Genomic DNA, 26,708 nt, shown 5'->3' with positions numbered 1-26,708 from the left:
GGCGAGGCAGCCCGTCAGGGCAGACGAGCGGCGTCCAGGTCGGCGGCACGGTCCACGTCGCGCAGCGTGTCGATCCGCGCGATGCGCATTCCGGGCAGGGTCGCGATGGTGTCGGCCAAGGCGTATTCGCTGGACCAGCGCACATCGCGGAACAAGGTGGCGGGTGGTGGCGCAACACGTTTCAGCCCGACCAGCCAGTAGCCGCCGTCCGGCGCTGGGCCGAACACCGCGTCGTGATCGCCAAGGGCGCGGAAGGCGCGGGCTATATGGGCCGATGTGATGCCGGGAATGTCGGCGCCGATGATGCAGACGGGGCCCGGCGGGCGCGAACGGAACACCCGCGCCATTCGGTCGCCCAGATCGCCCGCGCCCTGCGGCATCCGTTCCAGATGCGCGGGCCAGATGCGCGAGGACAGGCCTTCGTGATCAGGTGCGACGGCCAGCACCAGATCCCAACGCGGATCCTGCAGACGGCGCAGCAGGCGGGCGGTCTGATGGCGGAACCACCAGGCGGCTCCTATCATGCCGATATCGCGGCCCAGCCGGGTTTTCACCCGCCCCGGGCGCGGTTCCTTGATCATGACGACCAGTTGCGGCCTCACGCCGGGCGCTCCACGTCGCGATGGGGAATGCCGGCATCGTCATAGACCGGGCCGCAGACCGCGAAGCCCAGCTTTTCGTAAAATCCGATCGCGTGTTGCTGCGCGCCGAGCCGGATCGTTTCGATCCCCGGCATCGCTGACAGCCGGTCGATCCCCGCCCGCACCAGCGCCGCGCCGAGCCCTGTGCCGCGCTGCGATTTCACCACGCAGATGCGGCCGATCTTGCCGATGCTCCCGTCAGTCAGCAGCCGCGCCGTGCCCACCGGCACACCGCCGACCGTGGCCAGCAGGTGCTGCGCCCGACCGTCCAGATCGTCCCATTCATCTGGTTCGGCAATCCCCTGTTCCTCGATGAACACCTCGCGCCGCAATGCGTGGCAGGCGGACAGGTCTTGGCTTTCCGAGATGTCCCAGTTCATCCGAAGTATTCCTTCAAGATGCGGCTGTAGATCGCCTTGAGCTGGTGGATCTGTTCGACCGGCACCCGTTCATCGACCTGGTGCATGGTCTTGCCCACCAGTCCGAATTCGACCACCGGGCAGTGATCCTTGACGAAACGCGCATCCGAGGTGCCGCCCGAGGTCGACAAAACCGGGATCACACCGGTTTCGGCCTCGACCGACTTGGCGACCAGATCGGAAAGTGGCCCCGGCGGGGTCAGGAAGCTTTCTCCCGATACCTTGATTTCCATGTCCACCTCGACGCCGAATTCCTCGGTGATCCGGTTCGCTTCGCCCTGCAGCCATTCGCTCAGGCTGTCGCTGGAATGGGCGTCGTTGAAGCGGATGTTCACCGTCGCGGTCGCGCGCGCGGGGATCACGTTGGTGGCCGGGTTGCCGGTATCCATCGTCACCACCGCCAGCGTCGAGGGGTCGAAATGATCGGTGCCTTCGTCCAGCACGTGAGATGACAGCCGGTCCATCAGCCGCGCCATCGCGGGCAGCGGATTGTTGGCCCGGTGCGGATAGGCGGAATGGCCCTGAACGCCGGTGAAAGTGTACCAGACGGTCATCGATCCGCGGCGACCGATCTTCATCATCTCGCCCATTTCGCTGGGGCAGGTGGGTTCGCCGACAAGGCAAGCGGACATCGCTTCGCCCTGCTCCGTCATCCAGTCGAGCAACGCGGTGGTGCCGTCCAGCGCATCGCCTTCCTCGTCCCCGGTGATGGTCAGGATGACGGCGCCGTCGGGCGGCGTGTCGCGGACGAAATCAACCGCCGCCGCGGCAAAGGCCGCAACGCCCGATTTCATGTCGGTGGCGCCGCGGCCCCAGATCATGCCGTCCTTTTCCGTGGCGCTGAACGGGCCCACCGTCCAGGCCGCTTCGTCCCCCACCGGCACAACGTCGGTATGGCCGTTGAAGCCGAAACTTTTCTCATGTGCCTTGTCGCCCCAGCGGGCGAAAAGATTCGGGATGCCTTCGCGATCGACCCTCGTGCAGGTAAAGCCGGCGTCTTCCAGCAGCGCCTGCAACAGCTGCAGCGCGCCACCTTCTTCCGGCGTGACCGAGGGGCAGCGGATCAGGTCGGCGGTCAGTACCGCGGGATTTACGGGGGAAGGAAATTTCTGGGTCATGGCGGGCTCCCTGGCTTGGCGATATGGGGTAGCGCGAAATCTGGAAAACCGCAATCGGCCGGGGTGCGGCTGTTACCGGATTGCATCTGTCCCGCTCGGGCGGGGATTGGCGATTAACAAATACTTAACGTGGTATACTTTAGGGTATATACCGTCGGAAAATTGACCCGAGGCAGGGCGCATAAACCCGAAGGCCAAAAGGCCCGGAGAGCAGAATTTCGAGAAACGAACCGGCGTCGCTGGTTTGCTGCCGTGTATGTGCGCTGCCGCAAGAGGATTGGGGCGGAGCATGCCAACGGCGCAGGAACTTACGATCGACACCAGTGCGTCCGCTGTCGAGATGGCGGAGGAAATCTTCGGCGACGGCGTCACGGTCGTCAGCGCGACCTATTCCGGCGACAGCCAGTCGTCGGGCATCTATTCAGATGGCGATAGCGTGGCGGCCGATGTCACTCCTGGCGATACCGGGGTCATCCTGTCCACCGGTCATGCCACGGATTTTACCAATGGCAGCAGCAATCAATGGGGCGGTTGGAACGGTTTGAACGGCTGGGGCAGCAACGGCAACTCCGGCAACTGGGGAAATAACGGCAACGGCAATGGCGGCAACTGGGGCAATGCCGGCAACAGCACCGACACCAACCAGGCCGCCGACACCTCGACCAATACCAGCGGCGTCAACAACAACGCCGATTTCAACGCGGCCGCCGGGACCAATACCTATGACGCCTCCTTCCTGGACGTCGAATTCATCCCCGACGGCGACACGATGACGTTCCAGTTCGTTTTCTCGTCCGAGGAATATCCCGAATTTACCGAAAGCCTGTACCAGGATTTCATCGGTGTCTGGGTGAATGACGAATTCGTCCAACTGGGAATCGGAGATGGCGATATCGATCCCGCCAACATCAATGGCGGCAACAACCAAAGCCTGTTCATTTCCAACCTGAACGACGAATACAACACGGAAATGGACGGGTTCACCGCCACCATGACCCTGACCATGTCGGTCAACCCGGGCGAGGTGAATTCGATCCGGATCGGCATCGCGGACGTGTCGGATTCGTCCTACGATTCCAATCTTCTGATCGCGGGCGGCAGCATTCAGACCACGCTGATCGCCGCCGACGACGTGGTCGATATCGCCCCCGACGGCAGCAAGGCCGTCGATGTGACCGCGAATGACGATGGGCCCGCGGGCAGCAGCCTGACCCTGACCCATATCAATGGTCAGGCGGTCACGGCGGGATCGGTGGTGACCCTGTCGAGCGGACAGGAATTGCAGGTCAACGCCGACGGCACCATCACGGTGATCGCCGATGGCGACGAGGAAAGCGCAGTTTTTTCCTACACGGTGGAATCGGATACCGGCGTGTCCGACAGTGCCTTCGTCACCATCAACCAAGTGCCCTGTTTCGTCGCGGGTACCTGCATCCGGACACCGGATGGCGGCGTTCCGGTGGAGCGGTTGCGCCCGGGCGATTTGGTGATGACACGGGATAACGGTGCCCAGCCGGTCAGTTGGGTCGGGTCGCGCGAGGTTGCGGCGCGGGGCGATTACGCCCCGGTCCGGATCGTCCGCAACACCTTCGGCAATCACCGCGAAGTCTGGGTGTCGCCGCTGCATCGCGTGTTGGTGCGCGACAGCCTGAGCGAGCTTCTGTTCGGCGATCGCGAGGTTCTGGTCGCCGCCCGGGAACTGGTCAACGGCCATTCGGTGCAACAGGTCGAAAGCGAAAGCGTGACCTATGTCCACGTCATGTTCGACGAGCATCAGATCATCTGGTCCGAGGGGCTGGAAACCGAAAGTTTCCTGCCGGGGCCGCAGATGTGTAACAGCTTCGAACGCGACACCATGACCGAGATCTGCGAATTGTTCCCCGAGCTCGATCCCGAAAGCGGCGAAGGCTACGGTCCGGCGGCGCGGCGCACCCTGCGCGGCTACGAGGCCCGGCTGATCAGCCGGGGGCTCGAGGTGGCCTGAATGAGCTGGATCGCGCTGTCTGACCAGAACCGACAGATCTTCGACCTAAGCGGTATCGGTGTTGGGAACCGCGGCCGGGTTCGGCAGGACCTGACCCCGAACAGCCTGCTGGTCAGTGGCAGCATCCTGTTCGAAACCAAGCTGCCGGGCGACGGGCGGCCCCGAAAATTGATCGGTTATCACCGCGAACACCCATGGGTCAGCAGCCTGTCGGTGCAGGAATTGCCCTCGGGCGGGATCGTTCTGGTGCTGGCGCAGGGCAAGGACGTGTTCCACACCGTGCTGGAACATGGCGCGGTGTCACAGGCCGAAACCTTGCGGGTGACCTATTCCTGGGACGCCCCGGCACGTTGGGGGCGGTTGGCGGTGGAGCGGATCGCCTCGGGACAGGTTTTCGTGCAGGACCTTTCCGATCCCAAGCCGCTGCTGCTGTCGGACCTGCGGGTGATGACGCTGGACCCGCTGCAGCGGCAGGTGGATCGCGGCGTGTCCTTCTTTGCCATTTCCACCGAAATCGAACCGGTCGGGCCGATGCCGGGCCTGTCGGCGTCAGTTCCGGTGCTGACCGCTCAGGGGTATCGCGCCGCCAGCCAGATCCGGCGCGGCGATCTGATCCGGTCACCGGGGCTCGGCAACCACCCGGTGTTGGCGGTGATCAAGCGTACGGTGCCCGCACGCGGTTCGTTCAGCCCGGTGCGCCTGCGCGCGCCCTATTTTGGGCTGCAGCAGGATATCGTCGTGGGCGCCAAGCAACGGATGCGGATCGGCGGATCGGCGGTGGAATACCTGTTCGGCAAGCAGAACGTGCTGGTACCCGCCGGGCATCTGGTCAATGGCGTGTCGGCGATCCGCCATGACGCGGTGGAAACGGTGAGCTATTACCAGTTCCTGTTGCCGGGCAACGAACCGGTGCTTGCCGCCGGTGCGCCGCTGGAAACGCTGTTCATGGGGCGGCTGCGACGCAAGCGCGACGTGATCGGGGCCAGCCTTCTGGCCGGCTACGACCGGTCGCGCCTGCCCGAACATGCCGCGGCAGCCTTCCCGGTGCTGGATCATTTCGAGGCGAACACGCTGGCCGATCTGCGCGCGGCGTGAGGCGCGGTTCTCATTCGTCTTCGAAAAACGGCGTCATCTGCGCCACGATCACCGCGTTTTCGGCCAGCGCCCGGTCCATCAATTCGCGTTCCTCGGCGTTGATGTCGTGGCCCTGTTCCAGCCGTTCGTCCAGCGTGCCGTAGCCGGTCACGTCCAGCGGCGCCATGTCGGCCTGTTTCAGGATCGCGACGGTTTCGCGCACTGCCTCGGCTTCGTCCACGCCGCTGGAATAGACCATCAACGCCGCCCCGGTCGCCCCGTCGGGCAATCCGTCGCCGTCTTTTCGGCCCACCTGCACCAGCAGGGTGTAGACCTGCTGGCGGGACGGTTTCTTTTGCTTTTTCTCGCTCATGCCCCGCCAATACGCCGCGCCGGGGTTGCGATCAAGGCCGGTCGGGCAAATCGTGCGCCGGTGTTTCGTTTTGGCGGCTCAGCGTTCCGGCGGTGTCCATTCGGGCGGCTGGATCTCGCGGCGGCGCAGCCGCAGCGCCAGGCCCAGGGCAACGCCCACCCCGATCGCCACGGTCAGATCAGCCAGCACGGTCAGAACCAGGGTCAGCACCAGTAACAACTGATCGGAGCGCCGCATGCTGAAATAACCGCGCCATTTATGCGGCTCGCTCATGTTCCACGCCGTCAGCAACAGCAGCCCGGCCAGCGCCGGCATCGCCAGGTAACCGGCAAGCGGCGCGGCCAGCATCATCACCACGAGGATGGTCAGCGCATGGATCAGGCCGGCCACCGGGGTCTTGCCGCCCGCGTTCACATTGGTGGCGGTGCGGGCGATGGCGCCGGTCGCGGGCATGCCGGTGAACAGCGACGACCCGATATTGGCCCAGCCCTGCGCCAGCACTTCGGCATTGGGCCGGTGCCTGCCGCCGCTCATCCGGTCAGCGACGATGGCGGAAAGCAGCGACTCCACCCCGGCAAGGAAGGCGATGACGAAGGCCGAGGGCAGCAATTCGGCGATCCGCTCGGCGGAAAGATCGGGCAGGGCGGGAATGGGCAGCGTGTTGGGCAGTGCGCCGTAGCGGCTGAAGATCGTGTCGACCGGCAACTGGGACAGCGCCACGATGGCCGAGGTCGCCGCCACCGCCAGGATCAGCCCCGGGAAGCGCGGCGCCAACCGGCGCAGCGTCACGATCAGCGCCATCGTCGCCAGCCCGATCAGCAGCGCGGCAAAGCTCAGACCGTCGCGCGCCGCCCACAGAGTTTCCAGCTTGGCGATGAAATCGGCGGGTACCTTATGCAGCGGCATGCCCAGCAGGTCCTTGAGCTGGCTGGTGGCGATGATGACGGCGATGCCGATGGTGAAGCCGTCGATCACCGGTTCCGGTACATGGCGAATCAGGTTGCCCAGTCGCAGTAACCCGGCGATCAGCAGGATGATTCCGGCCATGAATGTGGCCAGCACCAACCCGTCATAGCCGTGTTCGGCGATCACGCCGAAGACCACCACGATGAAGGCACCGGTCGGGCCGCCGATCTGCACCCGGCTGCCGCCCAGGGCCGAAATCAGGAACCCCGCGACGATGGCGGTGATCAGCCCCTTTTCCGGCCCCGCGCCGGACGCGATGGCGATGGCGATGCTCAGCGGCAGGGCCACCATGGCAACGCTGATCCCGGCGAAGAGGTCGGACAGGAACAGGGAACGGTTATAGGTCTGCAGTGTGGTGAGCAGTTTGGGTTTCATCGGAATGTCGCGATCTGCCGCGGTGCACGGCGGTAAGGAATGAAACGCGGCCTTCGGACAGGTTGCGCCGGGCAAAGGGCCTCGGGTCGCATATCTAGAAATTTCTTCCGCGCTGCGAAATGTCAAGGGGAATGCTGCAAATGCAAAGGGCGGCCCCGCAGGCCGCCCTTTCCGAATTCCGTGATTTGGCTGCGATCAGTCGCGCAGCAATTCGTTGATGCCGGTTTTCGACCGGGTCTTTTCGTCGACCCGCTTCACGATCACCGCGCAGTAGAGGTTGATGCCGTTCTTCGACGGCATCGACCCGGCGACGACCACCGAATAGGGCGGCACTTCGCCATACATGACTTCGCCGGTTTCGCGGTCGACGATCTTGGTCGACTGGCCGATGAACACGCCCATGCCCAGGACCGATCCTTCGCGCACGATGCAGCCCTCGACGACTTCCGACCGGGCGCCGATGAAGCAGTCGTCCTCGATGATGGTCGGACCGGCCTGCATCGGTTCCAGAACGCCGCCGATGCCGACGCCGCCGCTGAGGTGCACGCCCTTGCCGATCTGGGCGCAGCTGCCCACCGTGGCCCAGGTGTCGACCATGGTGCCTTCATCCACGTAGGCGCCGAGGTTGACGAAGGACGGCATCAGGACGACGCCGGGTGCGATGAAGGCCGATTTGCGCACGACGCAGTTCGGCACCGCGCGGAAGCCCGCGGACTTCCACTGGTTCTCGCCCCAGCCCTTGAACTTGCTGTCGACCTTGTCCCACCAGCCGGAACCCTGCGGGCCGCCGTCCTGGATTTCCATGTCCTTCAGCCGGAAGCCCAGCAGGACCGCTTTCTTGGCCCACTGGTTCACGTGCCAGTCGCCGTTTTCCTGTTTTTCAGCGACGCGCAGCGATCCGCTGTCCAGCGCGTTCAGCGTATCTTCGATGGCCTCACGGGTTTCGCCGGTGGTGGCCGGGGTGATGGTGTCGCGTGCGTCCCACGCGGCTTCGATCGCTTGTTCCAGTTGGGCGTTCGACATGATCGCGGTCTCCTTCGGAAATGGGTTGCATCGTCTTTGAACGATTTGGCCGCGCGGCTCAAGGCGCAAACCGACGCGCCTTGAGCGTAGAGCGGCGCGATCAGGCCTCTGGCAGCGCGCCCAGGGCGGCAAACATGTCGCGGTCGTCGCCGGTGCCCGCATTGGGCGCGGTCAGCAGAACATCGCCGTAAAACACCGAATTCGCCCCGGCAAGGAAGCATAGCGCCTGTTCGGCCGCGGAAAAATCCGATCGTCCGGCGGACAGCCGGACACGGGTTTTCGGCATGGTGATCCGTGCTGTGGCGACCATGCGCAGCAGGTCGAAGGCCTGCACCTTGTCGCGCCCTTCCAGCGGCGTGCCGGGAATCGCGATCAGCGCGTTGATCGGCACGCTTTCGGGATGCGGATCGAAACCCGCCAGAACCTGCAGCATCGAGGCGCGGTCGCGCCAGCTTTCGCCCATGCCGATGATCCCGCCGCAGCACAGGTCGATCCCTGCATCGCGGCAATAAGACAGCGTTTCCAAGCGGTCCCGGTAGGTCCGGGTGCCGATGATTTCGCCGTAGAATTCCGGGCTGGTGTCGAGGTTGTGATTGTAGGCGGTCAGCCCCGCATCGGCCAGCGCCTGGGCCTGGTGCGGTTTCAGCATGCCCAGCGTGACGCAGGCCTCCATCCCCAATTTGCGCACGCCCCGGACCATGTCCAGCACGTTGTCGAATTCTTCGCCGTCGCGGACCTGGCGCCAGGCCGCGCCCATGCAGAACCGTTCGGCACCCGCCTGTTGCGCGCGCTTGGCCAGCGATACGACATGCCCGGGATTCATCAGTTTTTCGCGGTCCAGTTCGACCTCTTTGTGATGTGCCGATTGCGGGCAATAGGCGCAATCTTCGGGGCAGCCGCCGGTTTTGATGCTCAGCAGGCTGGCTTTCTGGATGTCCTCGGGGTCGTGATGGCGGCGATGGATTTCGCTGGCCCGCCCCACAAGTTCAAGCAAGGGGAGGCGCAAAAGCGCCTCCACCTCGTCCACGGTCCAGTCGGACCGTATGTCCTGGGTCAGGTCAAGCATCCGAACCGGTTCCGCGCAGCTTGGCCATCAGCACCTTGGGCGCGCCCATGATCAACATTGCGGCCAGCGCCACCTTGACCAGATCGCCCGCGATGAACGGGGTGAAGCCGTAGGTCAGCAGCTTGTCGGCCGGTACGAATTGCGCCAGCCATGCCAGCCCCAGAGCATAGATCGCCCCCAGGCCCAGCAGCATGGCGGGCAGGGTGGCCAGTTTCGGCAGCCGGTCGGCTGCGAAGCCCACGATTGCGGTCGCGGCCAGGAATCCGGCCAGGTAACCGCCGGTGCCGCCCAGCATGTAGGCAAGTCCGATGCCCTTTTCCGGCGTGCCGGCGAAAACCGGCAGGCCCGCGGCTCCAGCGGCGAGATAGGCCAGCATGGTCGCGGTACCCAGGCGCAGGCCGAACCCCGCCGCGAGGAACATCATCGCCGCCACCTGCAGCGTCATCGGCACCGGCCAGAACGGCACCTGGATCTTGGCGCTCGCGGTCAGCAGCGCGACACCGGCCAGAACGCGCAGCGCCTTCCCGGTCAGTGAAGCGCCAGAAGCGGCGGATTGGGTGTTTTGCGTGGAATTCATCTCTCATCCCTCTTTATAGATAATTTCACGTCCGTTATCCGGCGTATAATTGCATTCATAGATAATTTTTCAAGGCGGAATTTGAGAGGGGCGGAATTCCGTGCCCGATCAGGGGATTAGCGGCGTGAAATCCGGTCTGCGCGGCGCAGGTGGCGGCGCAACAGGTCGGCTGCACCTTCGACATCGCGGCGCCTCATCAGCATGAGAATTGCAGCGTGTTCCTTGTCTTCGCGCTGCTGCCATCCACTTTGCCAGCTCGCCAAAAGATGCCGCGCGCTGGCGATGTGTAGGTCGTCGATCGTGGCCATCAGCCGCGGCATGCCGCAAGGGGCGAGGATTGCACGGTGAAAGGCGCGGTTTCGGGCTTCCCACGTTGGCAGGTCCTCGGCCGCGTCGCAGGCTTTGCGCGCGGCGTCAGCCTTGGCGAAATCGGCGTTGGTCATCTGGAAACAGGCATGGTGCAGGGCCAGGTCTTCCAGTGCCACACGCATTTCGGTGATCTCGCGCAGCTCGGCCGGGTCCAGCGCGGTCACCCGCATGCCGCGCCGGGGTTCGCTGACCGCCAGGCCATGGGCCTGCAGCTTTAGCAGCGCTTCGCGCACCGGCACGTGGCTGGTGTCGAATTCACGCGCGATATGATCCTGCCGCAGCTTTTCCCCCGGGGGCAGTTCGCCCCGGATGATGCGTTGGGACAGGCGATCATAGATGCGGTCGGCGGTGATGGCGGTCGTGTTTGGCATGGATTATCTATAATTTTGGGAAAGATCATTCACAAGCGAATAATTGGCGCTGACAATCAGCATCCCTGACGCGGGATCTGGGCACGGCTTCGCTGGTTTCCCCGGCGGTTCCGCGCTAGGTGTTGCTCAAATGGTTCCAGTAAGGAGGATCGCACAATGAAAGACGATCGTCGCAGCGTATTCCGCGATGCCCCCAGCGATATCGAAACCTCGCGCGGGGTGCCGGATACACCGCAGACGCGGGCACCGTCCTACCGGCTGGCATTCAACGACGACGATTTTCTGTGCCGCGACGAACTTCGCCCGGTGCGGTTGCAGCTGGAATTGCTGAAGCCGCAGATGCTGCTGGACGAATACGGGGTGGAAAGTACCGTTGTCCTGTTCGGCGGCGCGCGCATCCCCAGCCCCGACAAGAAGGATACGGCGAAGACCGAAACCCTTGCCGAGCTCAGCAAGTACTACGAGGAGGCGCGTGAATTTTCCCGGCTGATGACGCTGAAGGGGCTGGGTAACGGCAAGCATGACTACGTTATCTGCACCGGCGGCGGCCCGGGCGTGATGGAGGCGGGCAACAAGGGCGCGGCAGAGGCGGGGGGGATATCCATCGGGTTGAACGTGGTCCTGCCGCATGAACAGGCGCCGAACGAATACGTCACGCCGGACCTGTGTTTCAATTTCCACTACTTCGCCATTCGCAAGATGCATTTCCTGATGCGCGCAAAGGCCGTTTGCATTTTCCCCGGCGGATTCGGCACGTTGGATGAACTGTTCGAAAGCCTGACGCTGATTCAGACCGGCCGGATGGAACGGGTGCCGTTCCTGTTGTTCGGCGAATCCTTCTGGCGCCGGATCGTAAACTGGGAAGCGCTGAAGGACGCCGGGACGATTTCGCCCGATGACCTGGACCTGTTCCGCTTCGTTGAAACGGCGCAGGAAGCAGTCGATGTCATCAACGATTGGCGATGGGCCGGAACCAAGCGCGATTTCATGCCCGGGCGCTGAGCGTCAGTGCAGCAATTCGGCCGGAACGTCACAGAGTTCTTCCCGCGATCCGAACCTGGAAACCACGTCGCAATGGTCGGTGTTCCGGATGGCATAGCCATAGCCGATCAACCGGTGTTTCCATTCACGGACCGAAAGGGATTTTTCCCGTTCGGATCGGATCAGGGCCAGCAATTCGGCATTCTGATCGGTTGGGCTATTCGCTTCGTCGATAAACATGACAATCTTCCTGCGTTGAAAAGTGCTGGAAGATTGATGCCGTCCGACTGCGGCTGAAAATGCGCCGGAAAAGGGCGATTGTGTGAAATTGGAAAACAATCGCCGCCCGGGTCGCCTTATTGTTGCGAAATTCCCGTTTCCGCAGCGATCTGGGCGCGGGATTTCCGGGCTCGTTCGGTCGCTGATTTCAGCTGGCCACAGGCCGCCATGATATCTTCGCCGCGCGGGGTGCGGATCGGGCTGGCATAGCCGGCCTTGTAGATGATGTCGGCGAATTTTTCGATCCGGTCCCAGTCGGACCGCTGATAGGGCGACCCGGGCCATTCGTTGAACGGGATCAGATTGATCTTGGCCGGGATGCCCTTGATCAGCTTGACTAGGCGGCGGGCGTCTTCGTCGCTGTCGTTCACATCCTTCAGCATCACGTATTCAAAGGTGATGCGTTCGCTGTTGGACAGTTTCGGATAGGCGCGCAGCGCGTCGAGCAGCGCTTCGATGTTCCAGCGCTTGTTGATCGGCACCAGTTTGTCGCGCACCTCGTCGGTGGTGGCGTGGAACGACACGGCCAGCAGGCAGCCGATTTCCTCGGCGCATTTGGCGATCTCGGGCACCACGCCCGAGGTCGACAGCGTGATGCGGCGGCGCGACAGCGAAATGCCTTCGCCATCCATCGCGATCTTCATCGCGTCGCGCACGTTGTCGAAATTGTACAGCGGTTCGCCCATGCCCATCAGCACGATGTTGGACAAAAGCCGCGGGCCCGCCTCGCCGGTGCCGACGCCCGGTTCGGGCCATTCGCCCAGATCGTCGCGCGCCATCATGATCTGGCCGACGATTTCACCGGCGGTCAGGTTGCGGACCAGCTTCTGGGTGCCGGTATGGCAGAAGGAACAGGTCAGGGTGCAGCCGACCTGGCTGGACACGCACAGCGTACCGCGATCGGTTTCGGGGATATAGACCACCTCGACTTCGTGACCGCCGGCGATGCGCACAAGGTACTTGCGGGTGCCATCGGCGCTGACCTGTTTCGACACCATTTCGGGGACTTCGATGACGAAATGTTCGGCCAGCTGGGCGCGGTAGGCCTTGGCCAGGTTGGTCATTTCGGCGAAATCGCGCACACCCCACTGATAAATCCACTGCCAGATCTGGTTCACCCGCATCTTGGCCTGTTTTTCCGGAGTGCCGATCGCCAGCAGCGCCTCGCGCAGCTTGTCGCGGGTCAGCCCGACAAGGTTGACCGGCCCCTCGGGCAGTTTCCGGGGGATCGTCATTACATCCTGGGTGATCGGGGCGTCAGCCGACATTTTGCGCGGTCCTTTTTGGGATGAATGCGCTTCATATAGGATTCGAACGGCAAAGCCAAAAGATAAGTGCGACATAAAAAAACGGCCCCGAAAGGCCGCCTTGTCCTGCCGCGCAGCTTTGCCTTACTTGCAGCGTTTCTCGGCCTCTTCAACCGCGGCGGTGAAACCCAGCAGCGAAAACGTGTCCTTCGTCTGGGTGCCGCGCGACGACCGGGCGGTCAGCACCGCCGATTTGCCGCGCTTCATCGCGGTGATGATCTTTGCGTCGTCCGACGGCGAGGCGGGCCACGCCCATTCGCCTTCGGTGAACAGGTCGTAACTGCTCTCATCGATGGTCAGGTTGACGCTGGATCCCTTGGCGAAGGGATAGCCGCCGGTAAAGGTGACCTGTCCGTTGGCGCCGGCGCCGGGGCGGTAGAACGCCATCAGCAGGATGTCGCTGCGGCGCACCGCGACCACGCGGCCATCCTTGGTGTTCACGGTTTCCTTCGGCGACGACACCGCCCAGCATTCGCGCGGGTCGTTTTCTTCGAAAACGCTCCAGTCCGTCTTGGCGGCAACCTGATTATCGCTCGTCTGCTGTGCCCACGCACCCGTGGCGACCAGCACCATCGCGGCCCCGGCAATGCCGCTTACAAAACGTGAAATCATCCGATCCAGCCTCCAGCTGTCTTTGCCTCAATTCCTGCTTGCCTTTTCGCGCGCCTTGGTGTGGCGTCTTGGGGCGAAAGGGCATTTCGCGCTCGACAATGATATATTAGCGCGAAAGCCGCCACCCGTGAAAGGGGAATTGGCGGAAAATCGCACAGATTTGGAAACGAGGAAAAGCATGGCAAACCCGGTCCCGATGGCGGAAATCTGGCGTGGCGATTTCTTGGAAAGCGTCCATCATGGGCACGCGGTGATTTGTGACGACAGCGGCCAGATCGTCGAAGCCTGGGGCGATCCGCAGGCGGTTGTGCTGCCGCGGTCCTCTTCGAAGATGATCCAGGCGCTGCCGCTGGTCGAAAGCGGGGCCGCGGATGCGTACCGGTTGTGGGATGAGCATCTGGCGCTGGCTTGCGCGTCGCACAATGGTGCCGCGATCCATACCGAACGGGTGCAGGGCTGGCTCGACCATATCGGACGGACCGAGGACGATTTCCGCTGTGGCGCGCAGGAACCGCGCGACATCGAGATGCGCAATGCGCTGATCTGTTCGGGGAAGGAACCCTGCCAGATTCACAACAATTGCTCGGGCAAGCATGCCGGGTTCCTGACCCTGAACAGGCACCTGGGCGCCGGGTCCGAATATGTAGAGATCAGCCATCCCGTGCAGCAAGCCTGCCTTGAGGCGTTCGAGGATGTCTGCGGCGAAGAAAGCCCGGGACATGTGGTCGACGGGTGTTCGGCACCCAATTTCGCCGTGTCGCTGCAGGGCATGGCCCGCGCGATGGCGTATTTCGCTGCTGCCGAAGAAAGGCCGGGTGTACGCGCCGAGGCGGCGGTGCGGTTGCGCCGGGCGATGGTGGCCTACCCCGAACTGGTGGCGGGGGAGGGCCGCGCCTGTACCGAGTTGATGCGTGCGGCGCAGGGGCGCGTGGCGCTGAAAACCGGGGCGGAGGCCTTTTTCATTGCCATCATCCCGGAACGCAAGCTGGGGGTGGCGCTCAAGATCACAGACGGATCGACGCGAGGTGCGGAATGCGCGATTGCCGCGATTCTGGTGAAGCTGGGCCTGTTGGACGCGAACCATCCGGCGACCCTGAAGCGGATGAATGCGCCGATCCGCAATTGGCGTGGGATCGAAACCGGGGTCATCCGGCGCGCCGCCGGTTTCTGCTGATCCGAACTGGCCGGCGCACGTGCGGGCGCGCCGCCAATGGTGTCAGGTCCGCGCCGCGCGGCCGGGGTGGTGCCTTTGCGCCTTCGGCGAATGTCCTTGGGTCATGAAAGGCCTAGAGCGCTTCGCGGAACGCGTTCAGCAATTCGGTGTAGACGGTGCGCTTGAACGGCACGATGTTTTCGACCAGGTGGTCTGGCGACAGCCAGCGCCAGCGGGAAAATTCCGGGTGGTCGGTTTCGATGTTCACGTCACTGTCGCGGCCCTGAAACCGGGCCAGGAACCATTTCTGTTCCTGGCCGCGATACTGGCCATGCCAGATGCGGGGCACCAGATCGTGCGGCAGGTCGTAGGGCAGCCAGCCTTCGGTTTCCGCTTCGATCCGCACCAGATCGGCGGGGAGGCCGGTTTCTTCCCACAGTTCGCGCAGCGCCGCCTGACGCGGGGTTTCACCCTCGTCGATGCCGCCCTGGGGCATCTGCCAGGCCGGGCCGGGCGTGTCGATGCGCTGCCCGACGAAGACCTGGCCGTCGGAGTTCACCAGCATCACGCCGACGCAGCGGCGATAAGGCAGTTTGGCGATGGTTTCGGGTGTCATCGGCGTTCTGGATCCCGGGATGATTGCGCCCCCGCACCGATGGCGCGGGGGCGGGGTTGCGATGGTGGAGCGAGGATCAGTCCTGATCGGAGATCTTCGACAGGCCCTTGAGCAGGTCGACCGCATAGGCGAGCTGATAATCTTCCTCGCGCAGCTTGGCGGCCTCTTCGGCCTTGGCGCGTTCGTCCTCGATCTGTTTGATCTCGTCCTCGCTCAGGCTGTCGTTGGACAGGCTGCCGCGCAGGTCCGCTTCGGAACGGGTGCGGCGGGTGGTGTCGTCCTCTTCGGTCTCGGCGGCGCGGCGGGGTTGCTCCACAACGATATCGGGCGACACGCCCAGGTTCTGGATCGACCGGCCCGACGGCGTGTAGTAGCGCGCCGTGGTCAGCCGCATCGCGCCGTCGCCGCGCAGCGGCATCACCGTCTGCACCGACCCCTTGCCGAAGCTCTTGGTGCCGACCACGATGGCACGGTGATGATCCTGAAGCGCGCCGGAAACGATTTCCGAGGCCGAGGCCGAACCGCCATTGATCAGCACGACGACGGGTTTGCCCATCGCCAGATCGCCCGGCGTGGCGTTGTAGCGGTCGCCTTCGGCCGGGTTGCGGCCGCGGGTCGAAACGATTTCGCCGCTTTCCAGGAAGGCATCGGAAACCTGGATCGCCTGGGTCAGCAATCCGCCCGGGTTGTTGCGCAGGTCGACAACGAAGCCGTTCACGTTATCCATGCCGCCCAGATCCTCGACCGCCTTTTTCAGCCCCTCTTCGAGGCCCGGATAGGTTTGGTCGTTGAAGGTGGTGATGCGCAGCACCACGGTGTTGCCTTCGGTGCGGGTGCGGACCGCCTGCAGCTTGATGGTGTCGCGGATGATCGAGACATCGAACGGTTCCGCTTCGCCTTCGCGCACCACGGTGATGATGATTTCGCTGCCGACCGGGCCGCGCATCAGGTCCACCGCATCGTCGAGCCCCAGCCCCAGCAGGCTTTCGCCATCGACATGGGTGATGAAATCGCCGGCTTCGATCCCGGCCTCGGCTGCCGGGGTGCCGTCGATCGGCGACACCACCTTGACGAAGCCCTCTTCCTGGGTGACCTCGATTCCAAGGCCGCCGAACTGGCCGCGGGTCTGGACCCGCATGTCTGCGGCATCGTCGGGCGACAGGTAGCTGGAATGCGGATCGAGCGAGGTCAACATGCCGTTGATCGCCGCCTCGATCAGCTTTTCCTCGTCCACCTCTTCGACATACTGGGCACGGATGCGTTCGAAGATATCGCCGAACAGGTCAAGCTGTTCGTAGACATTCGTCTGTTTCGCGGCTTCCTGCGCCAGCAGCGGCCCCGCCACCTGCGTGGTGGCAATGAACCCGGCCAGAGTGCCGCCAAGCGCGGCCATGACGAATTTCTTCATCGCTCAGTTATCCTTCCCGGTTTTGAACCACGTTTCCGGATCGACCGGTACGTTGTCTTCTCTGATCTCTATATAGAGCGTTTCTGTCGCCTCGGCACCAGCCCCCTTGTCCGCCTGGGACAGAATGGCGCCGATTTCGGCATCCTGCCCTCCCATCAGGCCGATCGGGCTCCCCGAGGGCAGCACCTGCCCGGTTTTTCCATAAACCACATCGAGACCGGCGAAAACGAACAACAGTCCGGCCCGGGGTTCAAGGATCATCACATTGCCGTAATCAAGCAGCGGCCCCTGGTAGCGGATCGTCGCGGCTGTCGGTGTGGTGACCAGAGCGCGTGGCCGGGTGGCCAGGATGAGGCCGGGCCGGGTGATGCCGGTGGCGTCGGCCTCGCCCGCGCGGCGCAGGATGACCCCCTGCGCCGGCAGTTGCAGCTGGCCCTTGCGGTGGGCGATATCGGGCAGGCTTCCGGGGGCTTCGTTTTCGGCGATTTCCGTCAGCCCGCTGGCAAAGCCCGTCAGCGTTTCGGTCGAGGCGATTAGGATCGCGGTTTTCACCGGATCTTCGGTGAAGCGGCGTGGCAGGTCAGTGCGGTCGGCCATCGCCTGGCTCAACTGGGTGCGGGCCTGCTGCACCCCGTCGAGCCCCTTTTCCAGCGTCGCCACCGCGTTCTGTTGCAGCCCCCTCAGCGTCGAAACCTCTTCCAGCTGTCTGCGCAAAAGGTTCGCCTTGTCGGTCAGGGCCGGGGTGACATCGGTCAACAGCATACCGGAACGCGCGGTATCGGCAGGGCCGTCCGGGTGCAGCATCAGGACCGGCGCCGGCGTGGCCGACATCGATTGCAGCGCGCCAAGCAGTTGGGCGATTTCGGCCTCACGGGCTTGCAGTTCGTTGGCCAGCTGCGCCTCGCGCAGCGACACCCGCCGCAGCCCTTCGCGCATCGCTTCAAGTCCGTCTTCGTAGGCGCGCAGCGTTTCGGACAGCGCCTTGACCCGGTCGCGGGCGCTGTCGGCCTTCGACAGCGCGGCCGCGGCCGAGTCGAGCCGTTCCGCCGCCGCTTCGGCCAGCGCAGCCGGGTCGGGTTCTGCCCAGGCGGGCAGAGCGCTGGCAAGGCAGAGGGCGGTGAGACAGGCGCGGATCATTCCAGCAGGCTTTTCCCGGTCATTTCGGGCGGCTGCGGCAGGCCCATCAGTTCCAGCAGGGTGGGGGCCAGATCGGACAGACGGCCCTCGCGCAGCTTGGCACCCTCCGGCCCGCCGACCAGGATCACCGGCACCGGGTTGATCGTGTGGGCGGTATGCGGCCCGCCGGTTTCGGGATCATACATCTGTTCGCAATTGCCGTGATCGGCGGTGACGATCATCGCGCCGCCCGCCTTTTCCAGCGCCGCGATCACCTGGCCCAGCCCTTGGTCCACCGCTTCGCAGGCCTTGATCGCGGCGTTCAGGTCGCCGGTATGGCCTACCATGTCGGGATTGGCGTAATTAGTCACGATCAGGTCATAGCCGTCCTCGATCGCCCCAACGAAATGTTCGGTCACCTCACCGGCGGACATTTCCGGCTGCAGGTCGTAGGTCGCCACCTTGGGCGAGGGCGCCATGTAGCGGTCTTCGCCCTGTTCGGGTTCTTCCTTGCCGCCGTTCAGGAAGAAAGTGACATGGGGGTATTTCTCCGTCTCGGCCAACCGGAACTGCCGTTTGCCCCGCTTGGCGACCCAGGCGCCCAGCGTGTTGACGATGTCGCGGGCCGGGAACACGGTGTCCATGTAGGCGTTATGGCCTTCGGAATATTCCACCATCCCCAGCAGCGCGGCCCAGCCGGGCCGGGTGCCGGTGTCAAATTCGCTGAACCCCGGTTCCCCGACGGCGCGCAGGATTTCCCGCGCCCGGTCTGCGCGGAAGTTCAGGCAGAAGACCCCGTCGCCATCCCTGGCGCCCGCGTAATCGCCGATCACGGTGGCGGTGATGAATTCGTCGCTTTCTTCGCGCTGATAGGCGGTGTCGACTGCAGCGTGGGCATTGGCCGAACGACCGCCCTCGGCCTTGATCATCGCGTTGTAGGCTTCCGACACGCGTTCCCAGCGGTTGTCGCGGTCCATGGCGAAATAGCGCCCGGTGACGGTGCCGATCCTGGCCCCTTCGGGCAATGCCGCTTCCAGTTCCCCGAAATAGGTAAAGGCCGATTTCGGCGCCACGTCGCGCCCGTCGGTGACCGCGTGCAGCACAACCGGAACGCCGGCGTCGGTGATCGCCCTGATTGCGGCGATGATGTGGTTGAGGTGCCCGTGCACCCCGCCATCCGATACCAGCCCCATCAGATGCGCGGTGCCGCCGGTCGCCTTCAGCTTGGCGATGAAACCCTGCAGCGCTTCGTTGGAAAAGAAACTGCCGTCTTCGATCGCCAGGTCGATCTGGCCCAGGTCCATCGCCACCACGCGGCCGGCGCCGATATTGGTGTGACCGACCTCGGAATTGCCCATCTGCCCGGTGGGCAGGCCGACATCGGGGCCGTGGGTGATCAGCTGGCTATGCGGGCATTCCGCCATGATCTTGTCGAAAACCGGTGTCTCGGCCAGCGCCGGAGCGTTGGCTGCCGTTTCGGCGCGAAGCCCCCAGCCATCGAGAATGCACAGAACAACGGGTTTGGGATGTGTCATGATCGGCCCTTCGTGAAGTTACACGCTATCTAAGGGCCCTGCCCGCAAGGGGCAAGCGTTCAGACCCGATGGTACGGGCTTCCGCCCAGGATCGAGGCCGCGCGGTAGAGCTGTTCGCTCAGCATCACCCGCGCCAGCATGTGCGGCCACACCATCTTGCCGAAGGACAGCGAAAAATCCGCCTTGGCGCGCAGCGCGGGGTCGATCCCGTCCGCGCCACCGATGACGAAGGCCAGATCGCCCCGCCCGGCATCGCGCCAGTTCGCCAGCTTGTTCGCGAAATCGGGCGAAGACATCAGCTTGCCGCGTTCGTCCATGGTGCAGATCACCGCGCCTTTGGGGATCGCGCGTTCCAGAAGGGCGGCTTCGGCAGCCATGCCGCCGCCCTTCTTGTCTTCGACTTCGTGGATGGTCAAAGGCCCCAGCCCCAACCCGCGACCGGTGCGGTCGAACCGGGTGAGGTAATCGTCGATCAGCGCGCGTTCCGGGCCGGCCCGCAACCGGCCCACCGCGCAGATATGAACCCGCATCAGGCCTGGGCGGGGGACGCCCCGGCGGGCTGCCACATCTTTTCGATCTGGTAGAACTCGCGCACCTCGGGCCGGAAGATGTGAACGATCACGTCGCCGGTATCGATCAGCACCCAGTCACCGGTATCCTTGCCCTCGATCCGGCTGGCGTGACCCATTTCCTGCTTCAGGCGGTCGACCAGTTTTTCCGCGATGGCGGCCACCTGGCGCGACGACCGGCCGGAACACACGACCATGTAATCGCCGATCGAAGACTTCCCGCGCAGGTCGATCTGCACGATGTCTTCGGCCTTGTCATCTTCGAGAGAGCTCAGGATACGCGCAAGCAGTTGCTCGCTTGTCACGCTTGCGGGGGCCTTGGTCACAGGATCCCCCAGTTCAGCGGCACGTGCCGCATCATGGTTAAGAGACAGGACATTGTCCTCCTTGCTTCACACGCCGCAAACAGTCCCGGCGCCGGACCTTTCCAGAATACCATTTCATATGGAAAATCTCAATGTCGGGTTCAAGGGCTAACCGGACCGGCAAAGCGTTGCCAGGCCTGAAAAACGGTGCGTCGGTGCCGGTCGCGCAGTTTTGTCCGGGGGGTGGCCTGTGGTTTGCGTGGCGGGACTTCGCCTTCGGAGGGTGCATGGTCTGTTGAGACCCGTTCGCTGCGCTCCTCAAACGGTAAGGCTCGTGCAGGAGGGACAGGCCCCCTTCGCGTGCAATTCGCGCATTCAGCGCTTCATTTCTTTTCAAAGACGACTATCGCCTCTCCGATGCGGATGCCAAACCGCGAAACATAGGCTCGGTTCAACAACCGGTCGTCGGCCAGTAGCCACATCCAATCATCGAAATCGACGCGCATCGTACCTTTGCGCACCGGCAGGTCGATACGATAGGTCCAGTTGAACGTGTCGCCGTTCTCCTGACCGGTGGCTTTGCCAATCACACCGGGCGCGGTGCCCTTCCAAGTGTCTTTACCGGTTTTTTCAAGGGTCCAGATGCGCTGCTCGGTTTCGCCATCATCATACGTGAAATCTTCGACCAGTTTCAGAATGCGGCCATCCCAAGTGCCGGCGATCTGGACATCGAACCGGCGTTGGACGTTGCCGAACACATCCTGGAACTGACCGTGGGCCACCGATTTGCCCTCAAAGAATTCCTCAAGGTTGAGTGTACGATCTGAAAGGGGTTTGTCCCCCAGATCCGGGGGGCCGGAACAGGCTGTCAGCGCGGTGATGACCAAGAAAGCAAAGGCTTTGTTCCTGTTCCTGTTCCTTTTCATCTCGTTTCACGGTTCGGATCATTGCCGGATCGGACCTGTTGGCGGTCCCGCGGCGCTATTCGGTCAGGCGCGCCGGCCTTGGTCGCCTGCGCAGCAGGTAGCCCAGTGCGAGCGCCAGGATGCCGATCGCGGACAGCCCGATCACGGCCCAGTTTCCCGCAGGCAGGTTTGCCGCGATCACCCCGGCAAGAGCCCACATGACGGCAAGCGGATAGGCCCATTCTGCCGGGCGAAAGGACTGCACGATCATCGCGGCGACCAACACGGCGGCGAGCATTGTCAATGCAGCGGACTGAGCGGTTAGCACGCCATATCCGCCAAGAACCACACCGGTGCCGACCCCTGTCGCCGCCGTCAGCCAACCGGCATACAGCGCCACCGGGCGGGCCTGCCAAACCGGCGTGTCGGACCCGGCGCGCAGCATTGCGGCGATCGCAAGGGCTGCCATTGCGAATATCACGACTGTTGCCAGAATGGGCGAAGTATTGGCCGCGGCAATCCAGAAGGTGCCGATGCCGAGGCTCACCAGCAGCGGGCCGCGCATGTTTTGCCACTGCGGATCATGTGGCGCATTCAAAAGACCCCAGAGCGCCCCGAGGATCAGCCAGATGTAGATCACGCCCCAGATGCCGAAGGCCCAGCCTGCCGGCTGAACCGGCCAGAAATCCAAGAATACGGGAAACTGCTCGGGCCTGTAGCCCGCGAAATCCCGGGTGAGGAGCGGAGAGAGGGCAAACGCGATTGAAGCCAGCGCAACCGCAGCCGCGAGAATGGGTGATTTCCGTTGCATCATGTCAGGCGTTCCTTGTCCTCAGCCGAGAGGTGTTCAGCGCTGCGTGTCCGGCGCCGGACGTATCGTTGCGACAAGCTCGGCCACCTTGACGCCGAATTTGCGCATCTCGGATTTGTTCATGATAACGCCGTTTTCCGTGAGGTAGAGCCAATCGGTGGCCGTCAGGGTGTGACCGCCCGTGTCCTCTGGCAATACGATCTTGTATTCCATCTTGATGGTCGAACCGGAGATGACGCCGCGCGCTTCGCCGACGATATCATCGGCCGTGGCGGTGAAGGTATTGCTATCTTCGAGTTTCAGAAACCATTTCCGGCTTTGTTGCTTGCCGTTGGAATAGGTGAATTCTTCGGACAGCGTGCCGGTGTCGTCATCCCATTCCCCGACCATTCGGGCGACAAAGCTGTTGGTCATCTTGCCATTCGGCCCATAGATCAGTCCTTCGGACAGGATCTCGCCCGAGAGATGCGTCTTGAGCGAAAAGGCCGGGCCGGTGTCGGCATAATCCGCAGGGCTTTGGGCGCGAAAGCTGAACAACATGTTCTTGGCGATCATGGCCAGAACGATGAGAAAGAGCAGGGCAGCGAGGAGTTTCATGAGTTTGTGTCCTCTGTGGGAAGCGCAAGGACGAGGGCCAATGCGCCGAGTTTCAATATGCAGGGAATGACGGCGTAGGATATGTTCAATGTTGTGAGCGCCTCGGCGCTGTTCGGTACGCCGGGGGTGAAGCCGCTGCGCTCCAGCACCGGGAGAACCGCAAAGGCGGCAAGCGCCAGACCGAGTTTTCCGGCAAATGACCAGATGCCGAAGGCCAGCGATGCCTTGAGGCCGGCCTTTGTTAGCGCAACGGAGAACATCGCGGGCAGAATCACCATGTCGGCCCCGAGTGCCGAACCCGAAGCCAGGCAAACCAGGGCGAATCCCGCCATGTTGCCTGGCGCGAGAAACGCCGCGCCGACGAAACCCAGAACGGCCAGCGGCATCGCGATCAACAGCGTGGTTTTCGGCCCCGCCCGCCGGCTCATCCGCGCCCAGAGCGGTACGCTCAAACCGGCGCTGAGGAAGAAGAGGATCAGCAGAGGACCGGCCTTGCCCGGCAGTTGCAGGCGGTCTTCGACGAAGAACAGGAACAGGGTTGATGTGATGGCAACGGGCAGGCTGTTGACCAGCGCCAGTGCCAAAAGCCGGAGCGCCCCCGCCTGACCGAGGCCCGCCAGCGACAGCCGTTCCCCCAATATGGGCGGGCGGCGCCAGATCGGCATGGAGATGACGGCCGCGGTTAAGGCAAGCGCTCCGAGGAAGAGACCGAAGGCGGGATAGCCTTGCGCCCCGGCCCCCAGAGCGACAAACACGGCCGGGGCGATGGCGGCGATCACAACGCCTGTCAACATGCCGCCCTCGCGAAAGGCGGCAAGCGTCATCAGCGCATCTGGCGTCAGCGTTCGGGCAAGGGTTGCGCTGCGCCCGTAGAGCAGGATCATGCCCAGGCTATAGGCCGAGAACAGCAGCACGAGGATCGCCACAAGTTGCGCCGTCACATAGGGGCCTGACCGCGGGGTGAAGAGCATGGGGAAACCGATAGCCAAGCCGATGGCGGCGCCAGATGCAAACAGGCTTTGAGCCCGTGGCCAGCGGTCAATCGCCCAGCCGATCAGCGGGTCCTGCACCAGGTCAATCAGCCGGATCACCAAGAGGATGGTTCCGATCGTGCCCAGCCCGATCCCGAGATTCACCGAGGCGAAACGCGGCAGATGGATATAGAGCGGTATGCCGGCCGCAGCCAGCATCAGCGCATAGAGGCTGACACGCGGGTAAAGCATCATTCGCCCTTAAGTTTCCGGGTGAAAGACTTCGAACGGGTGTTTTCCCCAAGAAAGATCGCCATGAACCGGGTTTTGATCTGCGGATGACTGAGCGTGCAGACGCGTTTTCCGTTGTGCCAGAATCCGATCTGGTTTTGGCCCTTGGACACGGCGAAAAAGCGATCGCCCTTGCGCACGTCATTGAAGCAACGTTCCAGTTGATCACGCACCGGCACCGCGTCCCCTGTGCGCTTGAACTCGCGCATCGTGCTTTCGACGAGGTCACGTTCGGACAGACTGCGCAGGTACTTCAGCTCGAGACCGAAATCCTTGTTCCAATCCAGCGGGGCGCCGGCTTCGGTGAACAGCCGCGCCTCATAAATCGGGAGCCCGACAAAACGAAAGGTCGCGGTGCCGCGCAATTCGGCATCGGGCAGCGCGGCTTCGACCGTGGAGTCCTGTGCAAAGACAGGCGCGAGGATTAGTGCGGATGACAGAACGATATTACGCATGCGCCAGCTCCACCTGGACGACATTCGTGTGCCCGACGGCAAAGGAAACGGCGCAAATTTCGAGATAGTATTGCCAGTTGCGAAAGAAATCCTCGCCATAGCTCATGTCTTTGATCCGGCGCTTTTGAGCGCTCAGGCGTTCGGCCCAGATCCGGCAGGTTTTGGCGTAATCCTGCCCGAAGGCGAAACTTTCGCGGACCTGAAGACCGGCCGCCTTGGCCTGATTTTCGAACACGCTGTCCGACAGCAGCATGCCGCCCGGAAAGACGTATTGGCGAATGTAGTCCGACGAGGTCTTGTAAACGTCGAAAAAGCTATCCTTGACGGTGATCGCCTGCAGCAGAACGCGCCCGCCCTCGGCCAGGTTTCGTTTGAGCACCGAAAAATAACTTGGCCAGTAGCGTGCTCCGACGGCTTCGATCATTTCGATCGAAACGATGTTGTCATATTGCCCGTGCACGTCGCGATAGTCGCGCAGCTGAATATCGGCGCGGCCATCAAGACGGCATTCGGCATAGCTGTGATGATTGCGCGAAATGGTTACGCCAGTCACATCGCGGCCTTCCCGTGCCGCGTGTTCGGCGAACCCGCCCCAGCCACAGCCGATTTCCAGCGTGCGTGCCCCTTCGCCCAAACGCGAAAGGGCCCGCGCGTTCTTACGGGATTGCGCGCGCGACAGGTCGTTGTCGGCGCCCTCGAACAGGCCCGAGGAATAGGTCATCCCATCATCCAGCCACAGCGCGTAGAATTCATTGCCGACATCATAGTGCGAACGGATGTTCTTGCGGGCTCCACGGCGCGAATTGGCCCGCATCACGGTGTCTACCAGACGGAACTTGGCCCGGTTGAACGGGCTGGCCTGATCGTAGGCGCCGAAATGGTCGCGATTGCGCATTGCCAACGTCATCAGCGTCTCGATCGAGGGCGTGTCCCACAGGCCTTGAACGTAAGTTTCGCCAAGCCCCACCTGGCCGTGCGCCGCCATCGCCGAGACCGCAGACCAATCGCGAATGACCATTTCGGCCTCGGGGCCCGAGGTGCCGAAGTTGTACCGTTCGCCTTGTGGCGTGCGCAGCGTCAGTCGCCCTTCACGCAGACGCTCGCAGGTCGACAGGAAATTCGATTTCAAGGCCTTGTTGGTCAAACGCATTTTCCATTCCTTCGAATTGGTTGCTTTCGGTGAGCATGCGGACAATGCGCATTGCGCTGGCAATGCCGTCTTCGTGGAAACCGTGACGGTTCCAGGCCCCGGCAAACCATGTCCGGTTTTGGCCCTGCATCTGGCGAATATCCCGCTGCGCCTTGAGCGCTGCCTTGTCGAAGACCGGGTGGGCGAATTCGACCGCATCATAGATCGCCTCTTGCCGGATTTCGCTGGACGGGTTCAGCGTGACGAAAAGCGGGTCGCTTTCGGGGATGCTCTGAAGCTTGTTCATCCAGTAGGTGACGCCGATGGCACCGTCCTGCGAACGATAGGCCCAGCTTGACCAGCAGGATCTGCGCTTGGGCATCTGGCTGGGATCGCAATGCAGCACGGCCTTGTTGGGCTGATAGCGGATGCTGCCAAGGGCCTCGGATTCTGCCGCCGTTGCATCAGCCCCCAAAATGGCCAGCGCCTGATCCGAGTGGCAGGCCAGGATCAGTTCGTCGAAGGTTTCGGACGGACCTTCGCCGGCTTTGATGCTGACCGCAAACGCGCCGCGCTGGGCATGATGAACCGGGGTGCCGGTGCGAATGGTGCAGCCGCGCGCGATCAGAGCCGTCTCCAGTCTGCGAACATATTCGATGCTGCCGCCCTTGACCGTCCACCATTGATGGCGGCCCGCACCGGCCAAAAGGGCGTGGTTGCGGAAGAACTGCACCAGTGATCTTGCCGGGAACTGGTCCACCTCGCCGACCGGCGTTGACCAGATCGCGCCGCACATGGGCATCAGGTAGTTGTTGCGGAACCAATCCCCCAACCTCAGTTCGTCGACCAGTTCGCCGATGGTCTTGTCGTCGTCCTTGGCCGCAGCCTCGGCGCTTTTGCCAAAACGCATGATGTCGGCGATCATCTTGTAAAATTGCGGCCGCAGAAGGTTGCCCTTCTGCGCGGTGATGGCGCCCAGATTGCTGAGGCCATATTCAAGCCGGCCGTTATTGATGCTGGCGCCGAAGCTCATTTCGCTTTTGATCACCGGCACGTCGAGGTCGCGGAAAAGACGGGTCAGGTAGGGATAGGTGACGTAGTTGAAGACGATGAAGCCGGTATCGACCGGCTGATCCCCGTTTTTGCCGGCCATCACGGTGCGTGCATGACCGCCCAGCTTTGGGGCGGCTTCAAACACGGTGACATCATGGTGAGGCGCCAGATAATAGGCGGCGGACAACCCAGAGATGCCGCCTCCGACGATGGCGATCTTCTTGCGTGGGCCCTGAGTTTGATCGAACATACTGTCCTC

General features: G+C 63.1%; 29 protein-coding genes. 4 read left to right on the top strand and 25 right to left on the bottom strand.

The window, feature by feature from the left end:
* Nucleotides 1-14: 14 nt before the first annotated feature.
* The 3 genes from IT775_RS02750 to dapE are packed head-to-tail and all read right to left on the bottom strand — an operon-like array spanning nt 15 to nt 2,178.
* Nucleotides 15-602, bottom strand: coding sequence for a TIGR04282 family arsenosugar biosynthesis glycosyltransferase (locus IT775_RS02750; protein ID WP_212699551.1), 588 nt, complete (start codon nt 600-602; stop codon nt 15-17).
* Complete coding sequence (locus IT775_RS02745) at nt 599-1,021, bottom strand: GNAT family N-acetyltransferase (protein WP_212699550.1); 423 nt, start codon at nt 1,019-1,021, stop codon at nt 599-601. Before IT775_RS02745 ends, IT775_RS02750 begins: the two co-directional genes overlap by 4 nt.
* On the bottom strand, nt 1,018-2,178 hold the full coding sequence (gene dapE / locus IT775_RS02740) for a succinyl-diaminopimelate desuccinylase (RefSeq protein ID WP_212699549.1): 1,161 nt from the start codon (nt 2,176-2,178) through the stop codon (nt 1,018-1,020). Before dapE ends, IT775_RS02745 begins: the two co-directional genes overlap by 4 nt.
* 289 nt (nt 2,179-2,467) lie before the next feature.
* Between dapE and IT775_RS02735 the strand changes: the two genes are divergently transcribed.
* Nucleotides 2,468-4,162 carry a Hint domain-containing protein gene (locus tag IT775_RS02735; protein WP_212699548.1) on the top strand — a complete coding sequence of 565 codons (1,695 nt, stop codon included), beginning with the start codon at nt 2,468-2,470 and terminating at the stop codon, nt 4,160-4,162.
* Nucleotides 4,163-5,257, top strand: a complete 1,095-nt coding sequence (locus IT775_RS02730) for a Hint domain-containing protein (RefSeq protein WP_212699547.1) — start codon at nt 4,163-4,165, stop codon at nt 5,255-5,257.
* Between the two features lie 10 nt (nt 5,258-5,267).
* Here IT775_RS02730 and IT775_RS02725 read toward each other — a convergent pair whose 3' ends face one another.
* The 6 genes from IT775_RS02725 to IT775_RS02700 form a co-directional block, all read right to left on the bottom strand.
* On the bottom strand, nt 5,268-5,609 hold the full coding sequence (locus tag IT775_RS02725) for a hypothetical protein (protein ID WP_212699546.1): 342 nt from the start codon (nt 5,607-5,609) through the stop codon (nt 5,268-5,270).
* A gap of 78 nt (nt 5,610-5,687) precedes the next feature.
* The gene (locus IT775_RS02720) at nt 5,688-6,950 is read right to left on the bottom strand and encodes a SulP family inorganic anion transporter (RefSeq protein WP_212699545.1); all 1,263 of its coding nucleotides are present in this window, start codon (nt 6,948-6,950) and stop codon (nt 5,688-5,690) included.
* A 195-nt stretch (nt 6,951-7,145) separates the two neighbouring features.
* Nucleotides 7,146-7,973: a 2,3,4,5-tetrahydropyridine-2,6-dicarboxylate N-succinyltransferase gene (gene dapD, locus IT775_RS02715; protein WP_212699544.1), complete on the bottom strand. Its 828-nt coding sequence runs from the start codon at nt 7,971-7,973 to the stop codon at nt 7,146-7,148.
* 100 nt (nt 7,974-8,073) lie between these two features.
* The gene (bioB, locus tag IT775_RS02710; RefSeq protein ID WP_212699543.1) at nt 8,074-9,039 is read right to left on the bottom strand and encodes a biotin synthase BioB; all 966 of its coding nucleotides are present in this window, start codon (nt 9,037-9,039) and stop codon (nt 8,074-8,076) included.
* A complete protein-coding gene (locus IT775_RS02705) occupies nt 9,032-9,616 on the bottom strand; it encodes a biotin transporter BioY (protein WP_212699542.1) in 585 nt (194 codons plus the stop codon). The genes bioB and IT775_RS02705 overlap by 8 nt, the downstream gene beginning before the upstream one ends.
* Before the next feature lie 116 nt (nt 9,617-9,732).
* The gene (locus IT775_RS02700; protein ID WP_212699541.1) at nt 9,733-10,356 is read right to left on the bottom strand and encodes a GntR family transcriptional regulator; all 624 of its coding nucleotides are present in this window, start codon (nt 10,354-10,356) and stop codon (nt 9,733-9,735) included.
* 156 nt (nt 10,357-10,512) lie between these two features.
* On the opposite strand from IT775_RS02700, the gene IT775_RS02695 reads away from it, so the two are divergent.
* Nucleotides 10,513-11,358 (top strand): LOG family protein, encoded by an 846-nt coding sequence (locus IT775_RS02695; protein WP_212699540.1) that lies wholly within the window; start codon nt 10,513-10,515, stop codon nt 11,356-11,358.
* 3 nt (nt 11,359-11,361) lie between these two features.
* Here IT775_RS02695 and IT775_RS02690 read toward each other — a convergent pair whose 3' ends face one another.
* The 3 genes from IT775_RS02690 to IT775_RS02680 form a co-directional block, all read right to left on the bottom strand.
* A complete protein-coding gene (locus tag IT775_RS02690; protein WP_212699539.1) occupies nt 11,362-11,577 on the bottom strand; it encodes a hypothetical protein in 216 nt (71 codons plus the stop codon).
* A gap of 116 nt (nt 11,578-11,693) precedes the next feature.
* On the bottom strand, nt 11,694-12,884 hold the full coding sequence (gene rlmN, locus IT775_RS02685; RefSeq protein WP_212699538.1) for a dual-specificity RNA methyltransferase RlmN: 1,191 nt from the start codon (nt 12,882-12,884) through the stop codon (nt 11,694-11,696).
* Nucleotides 12,885-13,007: 123 nt separating this feature from the next.
* Nucleotides 13,008-13,535 (bottom strand): invasion associated locus B family protein, encoded by a 528-nt coding sequence (locus IT775_RS02680; RefSeq protein ID WP_212699537.1) that lies wholly within the window; start codon nt 13,533-13,535, stop codon nt 13,008-13,010.
* A gap of 178 nt (nt 13,536-13,713) precedes the next feature.
* Here IT775_RS02680 and IT775_RS02675 point away from each other — a divergent pair, with 178 nt between their 5' ends.
* Nucleotides 13,714-14,709: an asparaginase gene (locus IT775_RS02675; RefSeq protein WP_212699536.1), complete on the top strand. Its 996-nt coding sequence runs from the start codon at nt 13,714-13,716 to the stop codon at nt 14,707-14,709.
* A 112-nt stretch (nt 14,710-14,821) separates the two neighbouring features.
* On the opposite strand, the gene IT775_RS02670 is transcribed toward IT775_RS02675, so the two are convergent.
* From IT775_RS02670 to IT775_RS02610, 13 genes are all read right to left on the bottom strand, one after another.
* A complete protein-coding gene (locus tag IT775_RS02670) occupies nt 14,822-15,304 on the bottom strand; it encodes an RNA pyrophosphohydrolase (protein ID WP_212699535.1) in 483 nt (160 codons plus the stop codon).
* A gap of 76 nt (nt 15,305-15,380) precedes the next feature.
* Nucleotides 15,381-16,712, bottom strand: a complete 1,332-nt coding sequence (locus IT775_RS02665) for a S41 family peptidase (RefSeq protein ID WP_212699534.1) — start codon at nt 16,710-16,712, stop codon at nt 15,381-15,383.
* A 3-nt stretch (nt 16,713-16,715) separates the two neighbouring features.
* Nucleotides 16,716-17,849, bottom strand: a complete 1,134-nt coding sequence (locus IT775_RS02660) for a murein hydrolase activator EnvC family protein (RefSeq protein WP_212699533.1) — start codon at nt 17,847-17,849, stop codon at nt 16,716-16,718.
* Complete coding sequence (gene gpmI / locus IT775_RS02655) at nt 17,846-19,363, bottom strand: 2,3-bisphosphoglycerate-independent phosphoglycerate mutase (RefSeq protein ID WP_212699532.1); 1,518 nt, start codon at nt 19,361-19,363, stop codon at nt 17,846-17,848. Before gpmI ends, IT775_RS02660 begins: the two co-directional genes overlap by 4 nt.
* A gap of 59 nt (nt 19,364-19,422) precedes the next feature.
* Nucleotides 19,423-19,893 carry a 23S rRNA (pseudouridine(1915)-N(3))-methyltransferase RlmH gene (gene rlmH / locus IT775_RS02650; protein ID WP_212699531.1) on the bottom strand — a complete coding sequence of 157 codons (471 nt, stop codon included), beginning with the start codon at nt 19,891-19,893 and terminating at the stop codon, nt 19,423-19,425.
* Nucleotides 19,893-20,270 (bottom strand): ribosome silencing factor, encoded by a 378-nt coding sequence (rsfS, locus tag IT775_RS02645; RefSeq protein ID WP_246525299.1) that lies wholly within the window; start codon nt 20,268-20,270, stop codon nt 19,893-19,895. Before rsfS ends, rlmH begins: the two co-directional genes overlap by 1 nt.
* Before the next feature lie 350 nt (nt 20,271-20,620).
* Nucleotides 20,621-21,163, bottom strand: a complete 543-nt coding sequence (locus IT775_RS02640) for a DUF3833 domain-containing protein (protein WP_212699530.1) — start codon at nt 21,161-21,163, stop codon at nt 20,621-20,623.
* A 55-nt stretch (nt 21,164-21,218) separates the two neighbouring features.
* Nucleotides 21,219-21,956, bottom strand: a complete 738-nt coding sequence (locus tag IT775_RS02635) for a hypothetical protein (protein ID WP_246525267.1) — start codon at nt 21,954-21,956, stop codon at nt 21,219-21,221.
* A 33-nt stretch (nt 21,957-21,989) separates the two neighbouring features.
* Nucleotides 21,990-22,550, bottom strand: a complete 561-nt coding sequence (locus tag IT775_RS02630) for a DUF3833 domain-containing protein (RefSeq protein WP_212699529.1) — start codon at nt 22,548-22,550, stop codon at nt 21,990-21,992.
* Nucleotides 22,547-23,773 carry an MFS transporter gene (locus IT775_RS02625; protein WP_212699528.1) on the bottom strand — a complete coding sequence of 409 codons (1,227 nt, stop codon included), beginning with the start codon at nt 23,771-23,773 and terminating at the stop codon, nt 22,547-22,549. Before IT775_RS02625 ends, IT775_RS02630 begins: the two co-directional genes overlap by 4 nt.
* On the bottom strand, nt 23,773-24,267 hold the full coding sequence (locus IT775_RS02620) for a hypothetical protein (protein WP_212699527.1): 495 nt from the start codon (nt 24,265-24,267) through the stop codon (nt 23,773-23,775). The genes IT775_RS02625 and IT775_RS02620 overlap by 1 nt, the downstream gene beginning before the upstream one ends.
* On the bottom strand, nt 24,260-25,417 hold the full coding sequence (locus tag IT775_RS02615; protein ID WP_212699526.1) for an SAM-dependent methyltransferase: 1,158 nt from the start codon (nt 25,415-25,417) through the stop codon (nt 24,260-24,262). Before IT775_RS02615 ends, IT775_RS02620 begins: the two co-directional genes overlap by 8 nt.
* Nucleotides 25,356-26,699, bottom strand: a complete 1,344-nt coding sequence (locus IT775_RS02610) for an NAD(P)/FAD-dependent oxidoreductase (RefSeq protein WP_212699525.1) — start codon at nt 26,697-26,699, stop codon at nt 25,356-25,358. The genes IT775_RS02615 and IT775_RS02610 overlap by 62 nt, the downstream gene beginning before the upstream one ends.
* Between the last annotated feature and the right edge of the window lie 9 nt (nt 26,700-26,708).

The sequence above is a fragment of the Thalassovita aquimarina genome, from assembly GCF_018219815.1.
GTDB lineage: Bacteria > Pseudomonadota > Alphaproteobacteria > Rhodobacterales > Rhodobacteraceae > Thalassobius > Thalassobius aquimarinus.
The sequence above is the reverse complement of the archived record's forward strand: the minus strand, read 5'-3'. Positions and strand labels throughout refer to the sequence as shown.

Bases quoted from the DNA above. Each gene is read 5' to 3' on its own strand.
- IT775_RS02745 (WP_212699550.1), bottom strand. From the start codon at position 1,021: ATGAACTGGGACATCTCGGAAAGCCAAGACCTGTCCGCCTGCCACGCA.
- dapE (WP_212699549.1), bottom strand. From the start codon at position 2,178: ATGACCCAGAAATTTCCTTCCCCCGTAAATCCCGCGGTACTGACCGCC.
- IT775_RS02735 (WP_212699548.1), top strand. From the start codon at position 2,468: ATGCCAACGGCGCAGGAACTTACGATCGACACCAGTGCGTCCGCTGTC.
- IT775_RS02730 (WP_212699547.1), top strand. From the start codon at position 4,163: ATGAGCTGGATCGCGCTGTCTGACCAGAACCGACAGATCTTCGACCTA.
- IT775_RS02725 (WP_212699546.1), bottom strand. From the start codon at position 5,609: ATGAGCGAGAAAAAGCAAAAGAAACCGTCCCGCCAGCAGGTCTACACC.
- IT775_RS02720 (WP_212699545.1), bottom strand. From the start codon at position 6,950: ATGAAACCCAAACTGCTCACCACACTGCAGACCTATAACCGTTCCCTG.
- dapD (WP_212699544.1), bottom strand. From the start codon at position 7,973: ATGTCGAACGCCCAACTGGAACAAGCGATCGAAGCCGCGTGGGACGCA.
- bioB (WP_212699543.1), bottom strand. From the start codon at position 9,039: ATGCTTGACCTGACCCAGGACATACGGTCCGACTGGACCGTGGACGAG.
- IT775_RS02705 (WP_212699542.1), bottom strand. From the start codon at position 9,616: ATGAATTCCACGCAAAACACCCAATCCGCCGCTTCTGGCGCTTCACTG.
- IT775_RS02700 (WP_212699541.1), bottom strand. From the start codon at position 10,356: ATGCCAAACACGACCGCCATCACCGCCGACCGCATCTATGATCGCCTG.
- IT775_RS02695 (WP_212699540.1), top strand. From the start codon at position 10,513: ATGAAAGACGATCGTCGCAGCGTATTCCGCGATGCCCCCAGCGATATC.
- IT775_RS02690 (WP_212699539.1), bottom strand. From the start codon at position 11,577: ATGTTTATCGACGAAGCGAATAGCCCAACCGATCAGAATGCCGAATTG.
- rlmN (WP_212699538.1), bottom strand. From the start codon at position 12,884: ATGTCGGCTGACGCCCCGATCACCCAGGATGTAATGACGATCCCCCGG.
- IT775_RS02680 (WP_212699537.1), bottom strand. From the start codon at position 13,535: ATGATTTCACGTTTTGTAAGCGGCATTGCCGGGGCCGCGATGGTGCTG.
- IT775_RS02675 (WP_212699536.1), top strand. From the start codon at position 13,714: ATGGCAAACCCGGTCCCGATGGCGGAAATCTGGCGTGGCGATTTCTTG.
- IT775_RS02670 (WP_212699535.1), bottom strand. From the start codon at position 15,304: ATGACACCCGAAACCATCGCCAAACTGCCTTATCGCCGCTGCGTCGGC.
- IT775_RS02665 (WP_212699534.1), bottom strand. From the start codon at position 16,712: ATGAAGAAATTCGTCATGGCCGCGCTTGGCGGCACTCTGGCCGGGTTC.
- IT775_RS02660 (WP_212699533.1), bottom strand. From the start codon at position 17,849: ATGATCCGCGCCTGTCTCACCGCCCTCTGCCTTGCCAGCGCTCTGCCC.
- gpmI (WP_212699532.1), bottom strand. From the start codon at position 19,363: ATGACACATCCCAAACCCGTTGTTCTGTGCATTCTCGATGGCTGGGGG.
- rlmH (WP_212699531.1), bottom strand. From the start codon at position 19,893: ATGCGGGTTCATATCTGCGCGGTGGGCCGGTTGCGGGCCGGCCCGGAA.
- IT775_RS02640 (WP_212699530.1), bottom strand. From the start codon at position 21,163: ATGAAAAGGAACAGGAACAGGAACAAAGCCTTTGCTTTCTTGGTCATC.
- IT775_RS02635 (WP_246525267.1), bottom strand. From the start codon at position 21,956: ATGATGCAACGGAAATCACCCATTCTCGCGGCTGCGGTTGCGCTGGCT.
- IT775_RS02630 (WP_212699529.1), bottom strand. From the start codon at position 22,550: ATGAAACTCCTCGCTGCCCTGCTCTTTCTCATCGTTCTGGCCATGATC.
- IT775_RS02625 (WP_212699528.1), bottom strand. From the start codon at position 23,773: ATGCTTTACCCGCGTGTCAGCCTCTATGCGCTGATGCTGGCTGCGGCC.
- IT775_RS02620 (WP_212699527.1), bottom strand. From the start codon at position 24,267: ATGCGTAATATCGTTCTGTCATCCGCACTAATCCTCGCGCCTGTCTTT.
- IT775_RS02615 (WP_212699526.1), bottom strand. From the start codon at position 25,417: ATGCGTTTGACCAACAAGGCCTTGAAATCGAATTTCCTGTCGACCTGC.
- IT775_RS02610 (WP_212699525.1), bottom strand. From the start codon at position 26,699: ATGTTCGATCAAACTCAGGGCCCACGCAAGAAGATCGCCATCGTCGGA.